17 protein-coding genes are annotated in these 19563 nt (G+C 38.7%); 6 read left to right on the plus strand and 11 right to left on the minus strand.

What is annotated here, in order from left to right:
• Positions 1-50 precede the first annotated feature (50 nt).
• Together fabR and AW165_RS01840 are read left to right on the plus strand one after the other, a co-directional pair.
• Positions 51-746 (plus strand): HTH-type transcriptional repressor FabR, encoded by a 696-nt coding sequence (fabR, locus tag AW165_RS01835; protein WP_002118668.1) that lies wholly within the window; start codon positions 51-53, stop codon positions 744-746.
• A gap of 166 nt (positions 747-912) precedes the next feature.
• Positions 913-1929, plus strand: coding sequence for an AI-2E family transporter (locus tag AW165_RS01840; protein WP_005067939.1), 1017 nt, complete (start codon positions 913-915; stop codon positions 1927-1929).
• Positions 1930-1986: 57 nt separating this feature from the next.
• On the opposite strand, the gene rapA is transcribed toward AW165_RS01840, so the two are convergent.
• The 6 genes from rapA to AW165_RS01870 all read right to left on the minus strand — a co-directional run bounded on the left by rapA (position 1987) and on the right by AW165_RS01870 (position 8958).
• The gene (rapA, locus tag AW165_RS01845; RefSeq protein WP_005073250.1) at positions 1987-4824 is read right to left on the minus strand and encodes an RNA polymerase-associated protein RapA; all 2838 of its coding nucleotides are present in this window, start codon (positions 4822-4824) and stop codon (positions 1987-1989) included.
• A gap of 144 nt (positions 4825-4968) precedes the next feature.
• Positions 4969-5607, minus strand: a complete 639-nt coding sequence (locus tag AW165_RS01850) for an RluA family pseudouridine synthase (protein ID WP_005307342.1) — start codon at positions 5605-5607, stop codon at positions 4969-4971.
• A 132-nt stretch (positions 5608-5739) separates the two neighbouring features.
• The gene (locus AW165_RS01855; RefSeq protein ID WP_060464817.1) at positions 5740-6444 is read right to left on the minus strand and encodes an isochorismatase; all 705 of its coding nucleotides are present in this window, start codon (positions 6442-6444) and stop codon (positions 5740-5742) included.
• Positions 6445-6506: 62 nt separating this feature from the next.
• Positions 6507-7805 (minus strand): glutamate-1-semialdehyde 2,1-aminomutase, encoded by a 1299-nt coding sequence (hemL, locus tag AW165_RS01860; RefSeq protein ID WP_060464818.1) that lies wholly within the window; start codon positions 7803-7805, stop codon positions 6507-6509.
• A 42-nt stretch (positions 7806-7847) separates the two neighbouring features.
• A complete protein-coding gene (gene thiE / locus AW165_RS01865) occupies positions 7848-8459 on the minus strand; it encodes a thiamine phosphate synthase (protein ID WP_060464819.1) in 612 nt (203 codons plus the stop codon).
• A 115-nt stretch (positions 8460-8574) separates the two neighbouring features.
• Positions 8575-8958 carry a DUF962 domain-containing protein gene (locus tag AW165_RS01870; RefSeq protein WP_081274230.1) on the minus strand — a complete coding sequence of 128 codons (384 nt, stop codon included), beginning with the start codon at positions 8956-8958 and terminating at the stop codon, positions 8575-8577.
• Between the two features lie 165 nt (positions 8959-9123).
• On the opposite strand from AW165_RS01870, the gene AW165_RS01875 reads away from it, so the two are divergent.
• Positions 9124-10587, plus strand: coding sequence for a CYTH and CHAD domain-containing protein (locus AW165_RS01875; RefSeq protein WP_060464820.1), 1464 nt, complete (start codon positions 9124-9126; stop codon positions 10585-10587).
• Positions 10588-10622: 35 nt separating this feature from the next.
• Here AW165_RS01875 and AW165_RS01880 read toward each other — a convergent pair whose 3' ends face one another.
• Entirely contained in the window at positions 10623-11255 is a 633-nt protein-coding gene (locus AW165_RS01880; protein ID WP_060464821.1) for a hypothetical protein, read from the minus strand.
• A 107-nt stretch (positions 11256-11362) separates the two neighbouring features.
• Here AW165_RS01880 and AW165_RS01885 point away from each other — a divergent pair, with 107 nt between their 5' ends.
• Positions 11363-11746 carry a DUF3144 domain-containing protein gene (locus AW165_RS01885; protein WP_002118682.1) on the plus strand — a complete coding sequence of 128 codons (384 nt, stop codon included), beginning with the start codon at positions 11363-11365 and terminating at the stop codon, positions 11744-11746.
• A gap of 61 nt (positions 11747-11807) precedes the next feature.
• On the opposite strand, the gene AW165_RS01890 is transcribed toward AW165_RS01885, so the two are convergent.
• From AW165_RS01890 to AW165_RS01905, 4 genes are all read right to left on the minus strand, one after another.
• Complete coding sequence (locus tag AW165_RS01890) at positions 11808-14570, minus strand: M16 family metallopeptidase (RefSeq protein ID WP_060464822.1); 2763 nt, start codon at positions 14568-14570, stop codon at positions 11808-11810.
• A gap of 122 nt (positions 14571-14692) precedes the next feature.
• Positions 14693-15508: a PhzF family phenazine biosynthesis protein gene (locus AW165_RS01895; protein WP_060464823.1), complete on the minus strand. Its 816-nt coding sequence runs from the start codon at positions 15506-15508 to the stop codon at positions 14693-14695.
• Positions 15509-15656: 148 nt separating this feature from the next.
• Positions 15657-17051 (minus strand): L-cystine transporter, encoded by a 1395-nt coding sequence (locus AW165_RS01900; RefSeq protein ID WP_060464824.1) that lies wholly within the window; start codon positions 17049-17051, stop codon positions 15657-15659.
• Between the two features lie 208 nt (positions 17052-17259).
• Positions 17260-18141 (minus strand): LysR family transcriptional regulator, encoded by an 882-nt coding sequence (locus AW165_RS01905; protein WP_002118709.1) that lies wholly within the window; start codon positions 18139-18141, stop codon positions 17260-17262.
• Between the two features lie 96 nt (positions 18142-18237).
• On the opposite strand from AW165_RS01905, the gene AW165_RS01910 reads away from it, so the two are divergent.
• The gene (locus tag AW165_RS01910) at positions 18238-19416 is read left to right on the plus strand and encodes a YbfB/YjiJ family MFS transporter (RefSeq protein ID WP_060464825.1); all 1179 of its coding nucleotides are present in this window, start codon (positions 18238-18240) and stop codon (positions 19414-19416) included.
• Positions 19413-19538, plus strand: coding sequence for a hypothetical protein (locus tag AW165_RS18970; protein ID WP_081410496.1), 126 nt, complete (start codon positions 19413-19415; stop codon positions 19536-19538). Before AW165_RS01910 ends, AW165_RS18970 begins: the two co-directional genes overlap by 4 nt.
• The last annotated feature ends 25 nt before the right edge of the window (positions 19539-19563 follow it).

Raw genomic sequence — 19563 nt, forward strand, 5'->3', positions numbered from 1 at the left:
TTCAGCTTCTAAGGCTATAATCCTGAGAGTTTACAAATATATTGAACAGCATGACCCAATCTTCACTTTCTCAGAACCTGAATGACACACCTCAACAACAAGATGTCATTGAAATTAAAACAGCTACGCGTTCTGTTGGAAGAAAAGCGACAATTACTAAAGAAGAACTTTTTCAAGCCGCTTTAAACCTTATTGGTCCGCAAAAAAGTATTGCTTCATTGAGTTTACGTGAAGTAGCTCGAGAAGCAGGAATTGCCCCAAATAGTTTCTATCGACATTTTAAAGATATCGATGAATTAGCAATTTCTCTAATTGACCGCGCAGGTATCGTTTTACGTAAAATTATCCGTCAGGCTCGCCTACGTGCTTCTTTACAAGAAAGTATTATTCGTAGTTCCGTCGATATTTTCCTTCAACAACTCGATGCCGATGAAGGTAATTTAAGTTTATTACTACGTGAAAGTTTTACAGGTTCTGCTTCTTATAAGGCTGCCGTAGACCGCCAGCTCAACTTTTTTCAGCAAGAGCTACAAGAAGATTTAATTCGTCTTGAACGGTTAAATAACAATCACCTGTATCACCCAGACCTTGTTGCAAAAGCAATTACTCAACTTGTGTTTCACATGGGCGCCAAAGTGATTGATTTGCCGATCAATCAACGTGCAGAAGTTGCTGAACAAACCATGATTATGATTCGGATGATTTTAGAAGGCGCACGTCATCTAGATGAAGCAAAAATTCGCTAAAATGATCTAATGAATGGCTTGTTGATGAACAGGCCATTTTTACATCTAACTCCTCTATTTTCCAATAAAAATATAATTCACTGATTGAAGCGAATAGCTTGCCAGAGTATAAATAATCATTCCGTTTGCTCTTTCTCCTATATTCCCAACGATCTCAGGGATCCACATGCAAAATTTGAATAATCGTCAAAGTCTGATTGCAAGCTACATTCTAATGGGCATCTTTTTGCTTTCGGTTATCCCATTACATCTATTAGCAAGTTTTTTTGCAGGCTTTCTCATTTATGAAATTATTATTAGTTTAAGTTCGGTTGTAGAACGTTATATTGATGGCCAAAGAGCCCGTATTTTTATTAGTATTTTACTCAGTATCGTCACCATCTCACTTATTGGTTTTTTCATAACGAGTCTGATTAGTTTCGTTGTATACGATCTAAAAGGCGTCGGATTACATAGTATTAATAGCAAAGTTGATCAAACCTTACTTCATTTGCAAGCAGAGATCACAAAATATCTTCCAGGTTATATTCCTGATAGCGTGACAGATCTAAAAGACGAGATCTTTGCATTTATGAAAGATAACGTGACTACTCTAAAAAACACCAGTTCCGATATTTTGCATAACTTCGTGACTATGGTCATGGGATTAATTATTGGTATTTTGGTGGCGATACATGGTTTTCATCGCCGTACGCCTCAGCCTGTTTTTAAATCTCTTCTGATCCAACGTATTCAAAAATTATCAATTTCATTTAAAAATGTTGTTTTTGCCCAAATAAAAATTTCAGCGATTAACACGCTGCTCTTTATTTTATTCGCCTTTATTTTATTGCCGCTTTGGGGAGTTCACCTTCCTTTTGCCAAAACTTTAACTATTTTGACCTTTATGTTTGGTCTCATTCCAATTTTAGGGAATCTGCTTTCAAACACTTTAACGTTTATTGCAGCTCTTACAATTTCCCTAGGACTAGCAGGAGCAGCATTACTTTATCTCGTTTTGGTTCATAAGCTTGAATATTTTATTAATGCTAAAATTATTGGGCATAAAATCAATGCAAATGCATGGGAGATTTTATTAGCAATGCTAGTATTTGAGTCAATTTTTGGCTTAGGCGGTTTAATCGCAGCTCCAATTTTTTATGCGTATTTAAAGCTAGAATTAAAAGACGCTGGTCTCATCTAACTCAAAATCGATGTATAAAAAAAGCGCCCTCTAGGCGCTTTTTTTATTTTGAGTAAGTTAAGGCTTAACCACAACTAACACTTGAATTGCTTCTGGTGTAACAGTTAAACCATCAAGTAAGCTCAAGCCTTCTTTTTGCAGTTTCTGTAAACGTTCAATTTCGTCTTGACGAATACTTGGGTTGAACTGTTTTAGATAAGTTAAACGGTCAATTTCATATTGCCATTTATTGCCATAATGTTCTTTTGCTTGTTGCTGAAGCTGCGGTAAATCAACTTTCGCAATCTCTAACGCTTGTTTATAGCGCTGCTCAATGATATCACGGCGAGCTTTAACTACTTGGCGGCAGCTATTGCCATCTAAATGGTGCAAATAAGGTTTTAAAATTGTTGGATCAATCTTTTCAGATAAATCCTGACCATTTTCACTTAACAACACGCGAATGAGCTGTTTCGGTAAACTTGATGGCAAGTTCAGTGACTTCGGTGCAACAACATCCACTTTAAACCAGACTTCAATTAATACTGAACCCTGCTTTAAAGCGTTAGATTTGAGTACAGCAACATTGGTACTACCAAACGATTGTGTACGGATCATTTCCATAACACTTTCAATGAATGGATGCTCTAAAGTTAAATATTGAGCATCTTCACGAAGCTGAGCTTGATCACGATAGAAAGTTGCTGTCATACCTTCTTCGTCTAATGCCAAACCTTGCACTTGCATTTGGTCGGTCGGTTTAATAATCACCGTACCATTACTTTGCTCATCAAAGTCGATATTGGTTGATGACATGAAACGCTTCACAAACATTGGTAGCGTAGTATTGTCGTCATAATCTTCAAGAGCTTGAACAATTTCTTGTGCCACAATTGGACGACATGAATTATATTCAAGTAAACGGTCTCGGCCAGCTTGAAGTTCAGCTTCTAAGGCTTGACGTTGAACATTCACTTCTTCAAGCAAATCTTCAAATGTTTGACCTTGGTCTGCAAGTAAACAGTCTTTTAATTCAACAATAAAATTCTCTTGCAGCGTTTGCGCTGTCGGAGAAATATTGCTGAAAATATTTAGTGCTTCGTTATACCAACGGAACATACGCTCCTGAGCTGTTCCCACAAGGTATGGCACATGAATTTGGATACGGTTTTCTTGCCCAATACGGTCTAGACGGCCGATACGTTGCTCTAAAACATCTGGGTTAGCTGGTAGATCAAATAAAATTAGATCACTGGCGAATTGGAAATTACGGCCTTCCGAACCAATTTCCGAACACAATAGAATCTGAGCGCCATAGCTTTCTTCAGCAAAATAAGCAGCAGCTTGGTCACGTTCTAGTAAGCTCATGCCTTCATGGAACATTGCAGTACGAATACCTGCATGCAAACGCAATACATTTTCTAAAGACTCAACCACTGGTCCGCTACGCGCAATTAAAAGCACTTTTTTATGCTTAAGATCTTTGCGTAAAATTTCCATTAACCATGGCACACGCGGATCATTTTGCATCCATGAACCATCAATTTGTGCTTCTTCAGGCCACATCTGCTCACGCAGTTTGCCATCTTTTGACCAATCTTCTGGTGCTGGTAATGGTGCTGGCTGACAATCACGCCCCGGGAAGCCCTGAATAGCTTCACGTGTATTACGGAATAAAATACGTCCAGTACCATGACGGTCTAATAATTCGTGAATTGCTCTAAAGCGTTGGTCCGGCTGGTCTTCAATACTGTGGCCTAATAAACCTTCTAAAGCAGATAAATGCTCTGGGGTTAAAGCTTGATCCGACATCAGCACTTCAGCAATTTTTGCAGTCTGCTGATATTGAGTCTCTTCATCTAAGAAGCGCTCTAAACTACTAAAACGCTGTGGATCAAGTAAACGTAAACGTGCGAAATGACTTTCTACACCTAATTGTTCAGGTGTTGCAGTGAGTAATAGTACCCCTGCTGTATTTTCAGCGAGCTCTTCAATTAAATCGTAACGATCATTACCGCCTTCTTCTTCGCTCCACATCAAATGATGTGCTTCATCGACGACGAGCAAATCAAAACCAGCTTCTATGGCTTGCTCACGCAAATCATCATGGTCAACCATTAAGTCAACGCTGGCAATAATGCATTGCTCAGTCAAGAATGGGTTAAGCTCTGGATCATGTTCTTTAATAGATGCAGTACGCGTTAAATCAAACAGAGAGAATTGCAAGTTAAAACGGCGACGCATTTCAATCATCCACTGATACTGAAGAGAATCAGGGACTAAAATCAGAATTCGTTCTGAACGACCAGTTTTAAGCTGTTGGTGGATAATTAAACCAGCTTCAATTGTTTTACCTAAACCAACTTCATCGGCAAGTAAAACACGAGGTGCAAAACGTTTACCAACTTCATGTGCGATATAAAGCTGATGAGGAATCAGGCCAACACGCGCACCGACCATCCCACGGAGAGGACTGGTCTGCATTTGTGCTTGCATAAGCATTGCTTCAATACGCAGGTCATACCACTCTTTATAGTCAACTTGACTTGCAAGCAAACGATCTAAAGGTTTAGATAATTGAATTTGCGCACCAATACGAGTTTCATTGAGTGCTTTACGCTCTTGCTCGCCATTTTCTAAAGTACGAACAACGTTGTAACGCAAAACGCCATGACGATCTTCAACAGACTCAACGATCCACTTCTGGCCTTCTTGATCTTGAACTTCATCATTCGTATTGAAGATGATACGAGATAGTGGAGCATTATTACGTGCATATACACGTGTCTCATCACTTTTGGGGAATAAAATGCTGACAGATCTTTCATCTACATCAATAAGAACACCTAAACCGAGCTCAGTTTCTGTGTCTGATAGCCAACGTTGACCAATAGCATACTGCTGCAATTTTTCCACCTTTCTCTCAAGTTCGCACTACATATTGTACGATGCAAATTAGCTTATTTTTGCATCTTTTTATGTAGTCTTTAAAGCAAAATTTTGAAGCAAAAACCAATTAAATCGCTTTGCTACAAAAAATCACGCATTAAAATTTTTACATTAAAACGGTACAGGACAGTCAAAAGTTAATGTTTCTGCTGTGACAGGATGATTAAAACTTAACTGTTTGGCATGCAAACATAAACGCGGAACAAGTTGCTGCTCCGGTGTTGCATACAGCGTGTCACCTACAATTGGATGCCCAAGATATTGCATGTGTACACGGAGTTGATGAGATCGGCCCGTAATTGGTGTTAATTTCACACGAGTTACAGGCTGTCCCTGAATCTGAAAATGTTCTATGGCCTGCCAATGTGTTAAAGCAGGCTTGTTGTGAGAAGCGTCGACAATATGTAAAGGTGGTCGGCTTGGGTCATAGATGACAGGAATATCTACAGTTCCCTCGCCCTCTAAATGACCTGCGACAAGCGCTTCATATATTTTTGAAGTCTGACGATCTTGAAATTGACGCGCAATCGCACTTTGACCGCGCTTCGATAAACCAAATACTAAAATACCTGAGGTATCTCGGTCTAGACGATGAATGAGCAAAGTTTTAGGTTCAATCGCAACCAACCTTGTCAAAACGCTATCATGTAAATCACCCTTACCAGGAACACTCAAGATGTCCGAAGGTTTATGAATCACCATAAAATCATCATCACGATAGATCAGATGTTCACTTAGAAAATCACTCAAAGTTGTATTCCCAAGGTAAGATGAAAAACAAGCGGGCAATAATAAAAAGCTTACGTCCGAATTACAATGCCGTTCGGGTAAATTAACAGCAGAATTTGCAAATATTATGGATCACTTGAGATCTATAGTCAGTCAAGGCTTCAATAACTGCATAATATGTTGCAATGTCGGTGTTTGCATTATCTCTTCAGCGCTTAAGCTCGCACCATTTGCACGCCATAGATCGACCAGATAATTCACAGCAGACTGATCTAGTCCGTAGTTTCTTAAATCAATTTCAGGATGGATCTCCATAGGATGTCGCCCTACCTGTTCAGCAATTGCCAATAAGATTCCTTTATCTGACAAGATATATGAGGACGGCGCACTTAAAGACCATAAGCGTATTAAGCTCTGCGTATTTAAATGTTTTATATGGTCAAAACTGATCTTTTCAACCCATTGGATATGCTGCTCTAGATTAGCCGCCAAGATCGCATCATTTACAACACTGACCTGATCTGTAATCGATAAAACAAGCTGCATGACTTGTTTAAACAGAGGCGACAAATCACCAGCCATCATAACTTGGGCTTTAGTATTTGATGACAAACGCTGACCAAGCTCCAACATGGTTTGTTGAAGCTGAGATGTCTCAATAAAAATAATTGGAATTTCGAGTGATTGAGCGCGCTTACTTAACAATTCTAAATGGTTCGCCAATGGTTGCTCAGACCAATATGGTCGTAGTTTAAGCTCATTGAGCCCAACCATGAGCAAAATACTTTGCGCTGACTCAATTGACCAATTTGAAGTACTTGCAGCTAATTGGATTTTTCGAGGTAAGGGATAAAACATTGTTCTCTACAAATATAAAAATAGCTCAAATTAAAAAGCCCGTTTAACACGGGCTTTTTTGCTTACTTCATTTCAGCGAATGTTTCTTTTGCAGCCTGAATCGTATATTCGATATCTTCATCAGAATGTGCAGATGAAATAAAGCCTGCTTCAAATGCTGAAGGTGCCAAGTTTACACCACGCTTTAACATGCCATGGAAGAACTTTTTGAAAGCTTCAATATCACATGCCAACATTGAGTCAAAGCTTGTAATATCTTCTTGGTCGGTAAAATAAAGACCGAACATTGCGCCAGCTTGTTGAGTCTTAAATGGAATACCCGCTTCATCAGCTGCAGCTTGTAAGCCTACAAGTAACTTTTCAAGTTGAGCAGATAATTTGCTGTAAAAGTCTGGTTGGCGTAAATGTTTAAACATTTCAATACCAGCACGCATAGCAAGTGGGTTACCAGATAATGTACCGGCTTGGTATACACCGCCTAAAGGTGCGATGCATTCCATAATTTCACGCTTACCACCAAACGCTCCAACTGGTAGACCTGCACCAATAATTTTACCTAAAGTCGTTAAATCAGGTTTAACGTTATAAACCGATTGCGCACCGCCTAAAGCAACACGGAAGCCTGTCATCACTTCATCAATAATGAATACAGATTTGTATTCATCACAAATATCACGAATGGCTTGTAAGAAACCGTCAATTGGTTTCACCATATTCATGTTGCCCGCGACTGGTTCAATAATAACACCCGCAATTTCATGGCCGAACTTAGCAAAACATTCTTTTAATGCTGCAATATCGTTGTAAGGTAACGTTAAAGTGTGTTTAGCAAAATCAACAGGAACACCTTTTGAAGTCGGTTCACCCTCACCTAAAGTAAGTAAGCCCGAACCTGCTTTTACTAAAAGTGAGTCTGAGTGGCCATGGTAACAACCTTCAAACTTTACAATCTTGTCACGACCAGTATAACCACGCGCTAAACGAATAGCAGTCATGGTCGCTTCTGTACCCGAGTTAGTCATACGCACCAATTCAATGGATGGCATGATTTCGCAAATAATATCTGCCAACGTTGTTTCGTGTACGGTTGGTGCACCAAAACTTAAGCCATCTTCTGCTGCTGTTTGTACAGCCTTAATAATCTCTGGATGAGCATGACCTAAAATCATTGGTCCCCAAGAACCAACATAGTCAACATAACGCTTACCATCGACATCCCATAAATAAGCACCTTTTGCTTTCTCGATGAAAACAGGTGTTCCTCCAACGCCATTAAAGGCACGTACCGGAGAGTTCACACCACCTGGAATGTGTTTGCTGGCTTGTTTAAATAACTGTTCTTGCTTTGGAGATAAACTCATGGAAATGCTCGTCTTAAATATCTAAAAAATAATTTTGAAAGCTTAAGAAAATAATTGTGCCCAGGCCTGTATACGGGCAGGAATTTCAGCAGTTGATCGGCCTAATATATCACTAATGACTGCACACAGGTCAGCCCCAGCTTCAATCACAGGTTGTGAGTTTTCAACAGTTAAACCACCAATCGCACAAATTGGTACATCATATTGGGCTGCTGCTTGCTTAATTACTTCGATCCCCACATTACCTGCTTCAGGTTTTGTAGAGGTCGCATAAACCGCACCAAATGCAATATAAGTCGCGCCATCTGCAATTGCTTTTTGCGCAAGTTCTAATGAGTTCAGGCAAGTACGACCAATAATGACGCCTTCTGGTAATTGCAATTTTGCATCAGTAATTTCACCGTCACTTTGACCTAAATGCACACCTAAACCAAACTGAGCGGCCAGTTTTAAGTCATCATTAATGACAAAAGGAACCTGATATTTTTCACATAAAAGTTTGATTTTTTCAACTTCTGCGGGTTGGTCGGCTTTCTCTACTTTCTTACGGCGGTACTGTAAAATTGCGACCTGACGAGTTGCGAGCGCGGCATCTAGTTTTGCTAATAATAGTTGGATTGGGTCATCATTGGTAATGAGATATAAACCGCGCATACTCTACTCTCGCTTTAAAAAACTTGGCTAGTATAACGGATTTATAGGACATCATAAGTACCGATTGATATAGGCTTACCAGTACCAATCGGTATATTTAGAATAGAAAGTAAAATTAACTTGGTATTTTATCGTGCTTGCGATCAACCAAACTCAAACGGCCACGTGCAACATCAGACAACATTCGCCAATCAGAAATAAAACTATAGAAAGGCTGTTTAAAACTGGCAGGCTTATTTTTTTCAAACACAAAATGTCCAACCCAAGCATTTGCGTAGCCTGCTACCAAACCATAGAGTACATATTTGGCTTGCTTCTTACGGACTGCTTTTGAAAAAAAGTATAGACCAATGCTACTGCCCACCACGTGTAAGCGTCTGCTCATAATGTTACGGTGTTCAGTTAAATAAAAACGATAAAATTCCTGATAGTTTTTAATCGGCAATTCAAACTCTGGCTGAGCTTCATGGCTAAAGTTTATTGGTGCATTCACGATCATCTTCCTGATTTTTATTTGATCAAAACGTCACCTGATTGTACACCTAAATAAAAGTGTAGCGTCATATGTTTGATTGTAACTTTCTCTATCAAAACCATTATTTTTAACACTAAGCTATTATACTTATTCAAGATAGTCTAAATACCTGATTCAGGGAGATATATTATGGTCGAAGTCGAACTAAAGTTTCAGTTACCTGAATCGAAGAAAAAAACTGTCCTGCAATACTTAAAAAAACACAAAGCAAAGAACATTCACTTACAGGCAAAGTATTACGACACTCCTGATCGATTACTTGCAAAAAATGGCATGGCCTTACGTTTACGTAAAGAAGATGATCAATGGGTACAAACATTTAAAGCCGCAGGTCAAAGTCATCTGCACCGTGTTGAAGAAGAAACTCATTTAGGCGTTTGTGACCAAGAACCTGACTTAAACCTTGAGTTATATCAAGATAATAAAGTGGTAACTGATTTAATTAATGCGGCCTTAGGAACGCAAGCTGAAAAACTAAGTTTGCAGTTTGAGACTGATGTACAGCGCACCTATCATGTGTTTGAAGCAGATAATACAGCGATTGAAGTTTGCTTAGATGATGGGGTCGTAAAAACAGCGGATGCACAAAGTGTAATTTGTGAAGTCGAATTTGAACTCAAGCAAGGGGCTGTGAAAACGCTCATTCAGTTTGCGCAGCAATGGATTAATCGTTATGCACTTTGGCTTGATGTAAGAAGCAAAGCCGAACGTGGAAATTTATTAGCATTAGGACAAGCCGCCTCACCTGCTGTTCATGCTAAAAGTCTGACATTAAATAAAGATATTACTGCTGAACAGGCTCTAAAAAAGATTGTCGAAAACTGTTTAGGGCAATTCTTACCAAATATGGCTGTCATTGCCGATGGAGTTGCCGAAGCTGAGCATATCCATCAGGCACGCGTAAGCTTACGCCGTTTACGTAGTGCCCTTAAGCATTTTGCAAGTTGGTCAAGCGAGCTAAATCCTGTTTGGGAAGAACAAATTGCTGAGCTTTTCCGTAAACTTGGAGACACTCGTGATGAAGATGCGATTCGCACCGAAGTGTTACCTATTATTCAACAACACGGTTCACCTGAACTTTTACTACCAGTTTCATCCCAGCCCTCAAAAGAACTCTCAACAATCTTTACCTCTGCGGACACGATTAAGCTATTACTCGATTTATTAGCATTTGCTTATTCAGAAGAAGATTCAGAGCGTAAAACTGGTGCGTTAAAAAAACATATTAAAAAGAGTTTAGATAAGCTACATCACAAAGTGATTCGCAATGCTGACCATTTCTCTGAGCTTGAAGTGACTGAACAACACAAAATAAGAAAGCAAGCTAAACAGTTACGTTATTGTGTTGAGTTTATTTCGAGTCTTTATCCAAATAAAAAAGTACAGCAATATTTAAAACAGCTACAACCTGTGCAAAATACCCTAGGTCAATATAACGATTTGTTTATTGCAGAAGGTATTTTTAACAATGTGGTGGAACAAGATCCGTCTTTCTGGTTTGCTCTAGGGTGGGTCAAAGCCAAACAGCCACAATTACAAAAGCGCTCAGCAAAAGCTTTACAAACTTTTAGTCAGGCTGAAACTTTCTGGTAATTTATAAAAAGTCGCTGTAAACAAGCAGCGACTTTTTATCGGTATTTACCAAATACTTTCCATACGCCGTTATCTGCTAAGGGATCACTATAGCTATCGCTGCGTTGCTTTCTTGGCTTATCACGAGCATCGACCAGTTTAAAATGCGGCTCAACCCCTAGCACAATCCCATTGGTGTAAAACCGTGAACGTGTATATTCGCTTTGCCCATGTTGAAACACATAGGTTCTTAAATCGATGAATTCACGGTGAGCAACCAAAGCCGCGGTATCATCACTTTGCAACCATTCTTGCATCGTAAATATCTGGTCTGTTTCAAACTGCCCGCATTTTTCAATAAGACTCGCAACACCGCGGAAAGTTTTAGATTCTTTTGCACGTGTTTTATTGATCCGAATTCGGTCTACATGAAAAAAGAATAGCGGTAAATTTAAATGACTTGGTAAATGAATGGCATCTGGTAATTCATCTTCCATAAAAGGCTGAAAAAGCTCTTGCGCCCTTTCAATTAGCCCCTGCCATTGACGGTAATAATTTTCGACTTCTTCTTGCAAGCCATAATAAATCGGCAATCCTTCAACATGCTCTAAATATTGGGGTGGGAAAATATGCTGGCGTAATAAAGCAATATCTGTCTTTAAACTTTGAATAGCAATTGCATCTTGCATATTAGTCTCTCCTACCAATACTTAGGCTATTTACAGACTAAGTCAAAGGTTTTGTTTCCGCAAGCGTTTGCCTATAATAAGCAGCTCTATTTTTGCGGGAATAAGTCATGTCTCAAAAGATTAATGCAACAGATATTACTGAAGAAGAAGCGTTAAATGCGGTTTTCTTTGAGCGTGCGGATGAATTCATTAAACAAGCCAATGATTTTTGTCGCCCGCCAAAAGATAAAAAAGTTGATCCGGCTGAGCTACGTGGTCAAGTGAGTGCTGCAATGTTATTTGCTACTGCCCGCTTCAATACATGGGTAGCAGCAAATAACTTTAAAGATGGTAATGAAATGCGTGATGCGAAAGATCAGGTTATGTCTTACCTTCTTCAGCAATTTCAGATGATGCTTGAAGATAACTTCGATGAATATTGTGAACAATTTGAAAATTATTTACGTTTCCGTAAAAATGAAGATTTTCACGCGCATAAACATGACCATTAATATGATTTAAAGACCTAAATAAAAAGCCACAATTTAGTGGCTTTTTATTTGCGAGAAGACTTTATTTCTTTGCTGCCTGACCATATTGATCAGCCATTACTTCAACCAAATGTTCAGGTTTAATATACTTCTTAATTACTCTGTTAACGTCAGCAACAGTCAATTTAGTTAACTCTTGATCATGACGAATTCGGTCTTGCAATGTTTTGTTTGTTTCAAGCTGTAGATTTAACATGCCATGAATATTACGCTCATCTTCTAATGCCGTAACTCGTTTCTTCATGATATCTGCTTTAGCAGCTTCAAGCTCTTGCTCAGTTACCCCATTTTTAACCAAGTCATTTAACACTTTATGTATTGAAGCAGACACTTGTGCTGAGCGACCCGAAGTATAATTTGCACTAATACTCAAAGCTCCTACATTTGTGTCACGATCAAGTTGCAGCCCACTTCCAAAACCATACACCAGCGCATTTTTCTCACGAAGCTCTTGAGCCAAACGTGATGAAATTTGAGATTCCCCTAAAATATAGTTCATTAAAATGAGAGCAGATGCATCTGGATGGTTTTTCCCAACTGGAATTGAAAGCACACTTTGGTAGCTACCAAATTCGCGCTGCTCAGACAGAACATGAACTTGCTGTGCTGGAAAATCAACGTGATCAATCAAGATTTTTTGATATGGTTGCTTACCGTTCCAACGACCAAATTCCTGATTCAGTAATTTCTGCATCTTCTTCGCATCAAATTCGCCTGTAATGGCAATTTGAGCATGGTTCATTGCAAAGAAACGCTCATATAACTCTTTCACTTGCTCTTGAGTTGCGTTTTTCAACTGCTGTTTTGCCAGTTCAGGTTCGAAGTGATAACGCAAATCACCCGGTTGATATTCTTCAAGTAAACGTGAAAGTGTTAAACCCGCCACTACATCTGGCTCAGTATAAGGACGATCGAGACTTGATAAACTTTGAGATTTAATTAAATCAAATTGAGATTGTTCAAATTTTGGATTCTTCATCACATCAAGAACAAACTTGAAAAACTCATCAAATTTTTCTGATTTAGACTGAATATTAATGGTCATGCCATTGCCGTCAGCACTTGCATAAGCCGCACCGCCTGCATCAATTGATTTATCGGCAATGTCTTGCAAACTGTATTTATCAGAACCACGGAGCAATAAGTACGAAGTTAGATCAACTACTGTGCCTTTATTAAATAAAGATTTTTCTGTTCCGAAGTCCATCGTAATCGTTGCGTAAGTACGATCATCGCGTGTTTCAACTGGGAATAGAGCATACTTCATTCCATTTTTTAGTTTTCCACGGATAATCTTTTTCTCATTGCTTTCAACATATTGCTTTGAAGTTTTTAAAAACTCAGCAACTTCTTGTTGATATACCTTAGGATCTTTTAAAGGTTCAGCCTTTGCTTCGACCTGATCTAGAGTTTTAGGTGTCTCTTTTGAATTTTGCTGTTGCGCTTTTTTCTGGTCTTCAGGTGTTGGCAAAATATCGCCATCAATACGATGATCAGCCACAAGGAACTGTTTTAAAGTTTGATTCACATCATCTAGCTTAACTTTTTCTACAGAATCTAAATCTTTAAAATATTGATCCCATTGCCCGCCAGCGACGGTGTAATCACTTAAACGTGACCCCAGTGCTACCGCATCTTTCGTGATTAAGTCACCTTGAGTTTTCATTAAACTTTTAACACGATTTAATTCAACTTCAGTAAACAGCTTCCCTTTTTCAATGCCTGCTAACAAAGAACTTTCAACTTTTTTAGGGTCATTACTTGGTGAATAAATAGCACCTAGAAACACCACGTTAAAATCTTGGTCTAACCAAGTACTCGCTTCAACATTTGTGGTAATACCTGTTTCCACCATGTTTTGGTATAGGTGACCACTTGGCTGCATGGTATATAACAAAGGAGCTAAAGCAAGTGTCGGCTGAATTTTGGTATTTTTACCATTCATATAGATATGGAACTTAGCCAGATCACTGCCCTTTTTCACCATGAATTGACGATTTTTTATTTTTGTAGAGTCAAGCACAGGAATCTGTACAGGCTTTGGAACCTCTCGTGCCGCAATTGGACTAAAATATTGATCAATTGTTTTTAAGACATCCGTCTTATCAAACTTACCTGAAATCACCATGACTGCATTATTAGGCGCATACCAGCTACGATAGAACTGGTTTAATTCAGGCATCTTAATAGATTTAAGCTCAGGCAAATCGCCAATCGGTAAACGTCCTAGATATTGATTACCATAAGCTGACTTCCACATTTGATCCATCAGCACAGCAAATGGCTGATCCATGCGAACTTCGCGTTCACGCTTTACAATTTCAATCTCGGAAGGAACAAACTTTTCTTGAAGAACTAATTTATCCATACGCTCAGATTCAAGATACAGTACCTGATCAAGCGCGGTTTTTTCTGGACGAACGATATTGGTATATTTTGTTGAATAATAATCAGTGCTGGCGTTTGTCATCAATGTATATTGATCTAAACGACGCTGGAATTCTTCCCCTTTAACATTTTGTGTTCCCTTAAAAGCCAAGTGCTCAAGCAAATGAGCTAAGCCACTTTTACCTTGTGGGTCATTTAGTGAGCCTGTTAAATAAATGGTATTAATAAAGATTTTATTTTCTTTGTCATTCGGTGCAAGCACAATCCGAAAACCATTATCTAATTTATATTCCTCAATATTTTGCTTACTTTTTACTAGTGTAGTTTGTGCCCAAGACGCAGCACTTAAACCAAGAATACATAGGGAGAGTGTCAGTTGTTTAAACTGCATAAACATATAAATACCAATTAATTTGAATAATAAAAAATCAATAGTTGTGGGACTATAGTAGGAAATTTGAACTAACTTTCATAGTAAAGTTTTGAAAAAAAAGCCGTTTATTTAAACGGCCTTATATTTTAAGGAAAAATTTCAGCTTGCATATAAAGCTTCCCATACCCTGAAACTTCAATACGTTCCTGATTCAGGACATTGCAATATAAAACGCCTCCACGGCTAGAAGCCTGATAAGCAATAATATTATTTTTATCAAGTTTCTCTGCCCATAATGGCGCTATTGCCGTATGAATTGAACCCGTAACAGGGTCTTCTTCAATGCCCGCGACAGGGGCAAAATAACGCGATACACAATCATATTGTTGATCGGCTTTTGAGGTGATTGCAACATCCATCCCTGCAGTAGTAATCGCAGTTCTCTTACCTAGAGCTTTGAGCAAATTCATGTCAGGCTGCTCATCTAATACGTCCTGCACTGATTCATACTCAACAATGTAGGCTTGAACATTTTGATAAACTGCTTTAAAAGGTTTTGTTAAAGCTTGACGTAAAATAGCTGGATAATCTTCAACTTGATGAGCTTTGCGAATTGGAAAATCCATTCTGATTTTACCGTCTTCATCTTGGTGAACTACAAAAAGACCTAAGTTTCGAACATGGAAATTAATGGTCTTTTTCTCGGTAAAATCTTTAAATAATACGAAAGCGCTGGCAAGCGTGGCATGCCCACAGAAATCAACTTCAACCGTTGGCGTGAACCAACGGATTTCATAGTTTTCAGAGTCTATAATTTTTACAAAAGCAGTTTCAGACAAATTATTTTCAAGTGCTATCTTCTGCATTAAATCTACATCTAACCACTCTTTTTCAACAACGACAGCGGCTGGATTTCCACGAAATAACTCTTTTGTAAAAGCATCGACTTGATACATTTTCATGATAGTGCTCTCTTTTGTAATAGGCCTATTTTCGAAAATTATTTAAAAGAAAAACAGATACAGTTTTTTTAAAATTAACATCACAGTGGCAATTTATGCATATAAAAAAACGGCTCATCCAGAGTGGAGAGCCGTTTAATACTCATTCTTAATGATGTTGAGTTAACTCAATTTCATCTTCACTGTTTAGTATTTCTTTATCAGTCTGGCCCATCAATTGGCTCGTAACAACACCAGCAGTCATTGAACCATTTACGTTTAACGCAGTACGTCCCATATCAATGAGAGGTTCGATTGAAATAAGAAGCGCAACCAATGTTACAGGTAAACCCATTGCAGGAAGCACAATCAACGCAGCGAAAGTCGCACCACCACCTACTCCTGCAACCCCAATTGAACTTAAGGTCACAATACCAACTAACGATGCAATCCACATTGGGTCTAAGGTGTTAATACCCATAGTTGGTGCAACCATTACTGCCAACATTGCAGGGTACAAACCCGCACAGCCATTTTGACCAATAGTGGCACCAAAAGAAGCAGAGAAACTTGCAATAGATTCGGGCACACCCAAACGACGAGTTTGTGTTTCAATGCTCAGTGGAATACTTGCTGCACTTGAACGGCTAGTGAATGCAAACGTTAAAACTGGAGCAACTTTCTTAAAGAATTTAAGAGGAGAAACACCCGTCATAGTCAAAATAATGGCATGTACGACAAACATAATCGCCAAGCCTAAATAAGATGCAACCAAGAAACCGCCTAGATTTAAAATATCTGCGACGTTTGAACTTGCCACGACTTTTGTCATAAGCGCAAATACGCCATATGGTGTAAGTGTCATTACTAAGCGCACAAGCTTCATTACCCATGACTGCAACGTCTGAATCGCAGTCAGAATACGTTGACCTTTTTCTGCGTCGTCCTTCATTAGGTTAAGCGCTGCTATACCTAAAAAGACGGCGAAAATAACTACACTAATAATTGATGTTGGGTTTACACCAGTCAATTCAGCAAATGGGTTACTTGGAATAAAGGAAAGAATAAACTGCGGTACACTTAAATCGGTAACTTTGCCTACATAGTCCGTATTAATGGCAGTTAAGCGTGCAGTTTCAGCAGCACCTTGCACCAAACCTTTTGCCGTTAAGCCAAACAGGTTGGTAACAAATACCCCTACCAGTGCAGCAATCAGTGTTGTAAAGAGTAAAGTACCAATCGTATAAAAACTGATTTTGCCTAAAGATGAGGCTTGGTGTAATTTTGCAACCGCTCCCAAAATAGACACAAATACCAAAGGCATCACGACCATTTGTAAAAGTTTTACATAGCCGTTTCCAACGATATTAAACCAGCTAATAGATTCAGCAAGAATCGGATGGCCACCGCCATAAATCAAATGTAGTCCTAAACCAAACACCACACCTAGAACTAAGCCAGCCAGAACTTTTTTAGATAAGCTCCAGTCCGTTTTACGTGTTTGGGCGAGTAAAAATATTAACCCGACAAAAACCACAATATTGATGATTAAGGGTATATTCATTCCCAAACTCCAAATTATTGCTTGTGTCATCTTTCAAGGGGGCATATTTGACCATAGCCGGCCTATATAAACTACCCTTTTCCACAATTTTATAGCATCAAGATGATTACAAACCTCTGTGAGAATATAAAATGACTTTTTCATACATATATATCACTTTTAATTTATAAATTAAGTTGGATATTTACGTATGAAAATCAATCACAACCTAAGCAACCTTTAATTCAAATTGTTGCTCAATAAAATGAATAAACTGCTTTAAATTGGTTCCCCAGGTTTCAGGCGACTGGGCAACCAAGTAGGTAGTAAAATGAGCGGATTCAGTATTAAGTTCAAAACAACTTAATGACACTTTCTCGACTACTTTGTTTAGATATGACTTTGGCAATAAAGCAAAACCAACACCTAATTCCACACAGCTTACAATCCCGTCCAGACTGCCCATTTCCATAATTTGTGAAGGTGGAACACTGTGATCATTTAAAAATAACTCGATTGCATGACGATAAGAACAACCTTGTCGAAACGCAATAAATCGGGTCTTTGCAAGCTTGGCAACATCTGGAAAGTGAGTTTGCTGTTTCGGACAAACCAAAACCAATTGTTCTTGCCAAACAGGTAAACTATACAACTCTGGAATTAAATATTTAGAAGCAACAAAAGCACAGTCGACCTCTCCTTGCTGCACAGCGCTTAACAAATATCGTGTCGGGTGAGTTTGCAGCTCAATCGGCAAATTCGGATATTGCTGCATACATTGATTGAGTAATTGAGGTAGACGTATTGCTGCTGTCGTTTCCATACTGCCCAAACGAATGGTTTCGTTCGGGTCAATATCACCCTCTTGAAAGATTTTTTTCGCTTTATTATGTAGAGCAATCATTTGAACAGCATAACTATGCAGCTGTTGTCCAGCATTCGTTAAAGTCACAGGGTTATTACGATTGAATAAAATAACCCCTAACTCTTCTTCAAGTTTTTTCACATGGCTCGTGATATTCGATTGCACGGTATACATTTTTTGTGCAGCCAAGGAAAAACTTCCACTCTCTGCAACAGCTAAAAAAAACTCTAGAGACTTAAGCAACATACTACTATCTCAAAATAAGATAATTACCATCATATTAAATCATTTTTAAAGATTTAAAAACTCGCTTTTAATAATAAAAAAATTGAGCGTCCTCTCATGTCTACGTTTTATCGAATGAGCTTAATTGTCTTTTTGGCAACTTGTTTGGGAATTGGTGTTTTTAGATTTTCATATACTGCGCTTATGCCCATCATGATCGAGCAATACCACTGGACTCACGATTTTGCCAGCTTCTTAGGCAGTGCAAATTTATTGGGATATCTCATTGGTGCCTTATTAGCGCTCTTAAGTATTAAAGAAAAGTACATCCCACCCATGATTGTATTGTCGGCTATAGCGGGGAGCCTTAGCCTACTCTGCTGTTCATTCATGGATATGCCTTTGGTGTGGTTCATTGTCTGGCGTACGATTTCAGGTATTGCTGGCGGCTTACTAATGATTTTGGCGCCTAGCTTTGCAATGAAATACATTCCCACCACGCAAAGATTAAAAGTTAACTTTTTAGGATTTAGCGGGATTGGTGTAGGGGTTTTATCCGCCACTATTATTATTCCTCTACTTCAAAATATGCCTGTTCATTATGTTTGGAATATTTTTGCGGGTCTTTCGCTATTAGGAAGCTTAACTCTTTACCGATTATTAAGCCGTAATACTGCCCAATTTATTAAGCCACAATCGAGCGCTCTTCAAGCCTTACAAAAATCACGTTTAGGCCTTGTCATTATTATTGCCTATATGTGTAGTGCCTTTGCATATATTCCACACTCTTTGTTTTGGATGGATTATTTATCTGGAACTCTGCATTTCCCATTACAGCAAAGAAATTTATTTTGGGTTCTCTATGGAGTAGGAAGCTGTATTGGTGCACTTGTCGCTTATTGCTTAAGCAGACTAATCGGATATCTACAGGCCATTAAATGGTTATATACCATTTACAGCTTAGCCGTTGTTTTGCCGTTCCTTTCACATACCGCATCTTTACTGGCCTTATCTTCGCTTCTGACAGGCTTACTGACTCCCGCAACCGTATTTATTAGTTCTTATAGTCTGCTACAGATTTATGAGCACCGTTATCAAAAGCTTTGGAGCCTTGCCACCATTGGCTTTGCCAGTACTCAACTTTTGGGTGGTGTTGTCATTAGTACTTTGCATCATTTGCATTGGTCTTATGCCCATCTATTTCTTTTGGGTGGAACCGTTCTTCTCTTTGCGGTTTGCCTTTTAATTCCCCTACGCCCTTCTTTCACCTCAACTTTCGGAGAAACCAAATCGTGAAAACTCTGCTCTTTCCTTTATTTCTAGTTACTTTCGTTCTTGTTATTCAAGCCCTAGACCAGAGTTATCAAAAGAAAATCGGCTTTATTAAAACTCCGAAACATCCCGAATTTATGCAATAAAAAAAGCCCTCAACCGAGGGCTTTT

The sequence above is a fragment of the Acinetobacter sp. LMB-5 genome (assembly GCF_001541635.1).
Classification (GTDB): domain Bacteria; phylum Pseudomonadota; class Gammaproteobacteria; order Pseudomonadales; family Moraxellaceae; genus Acinetobacter; species Acinetobacter pittii.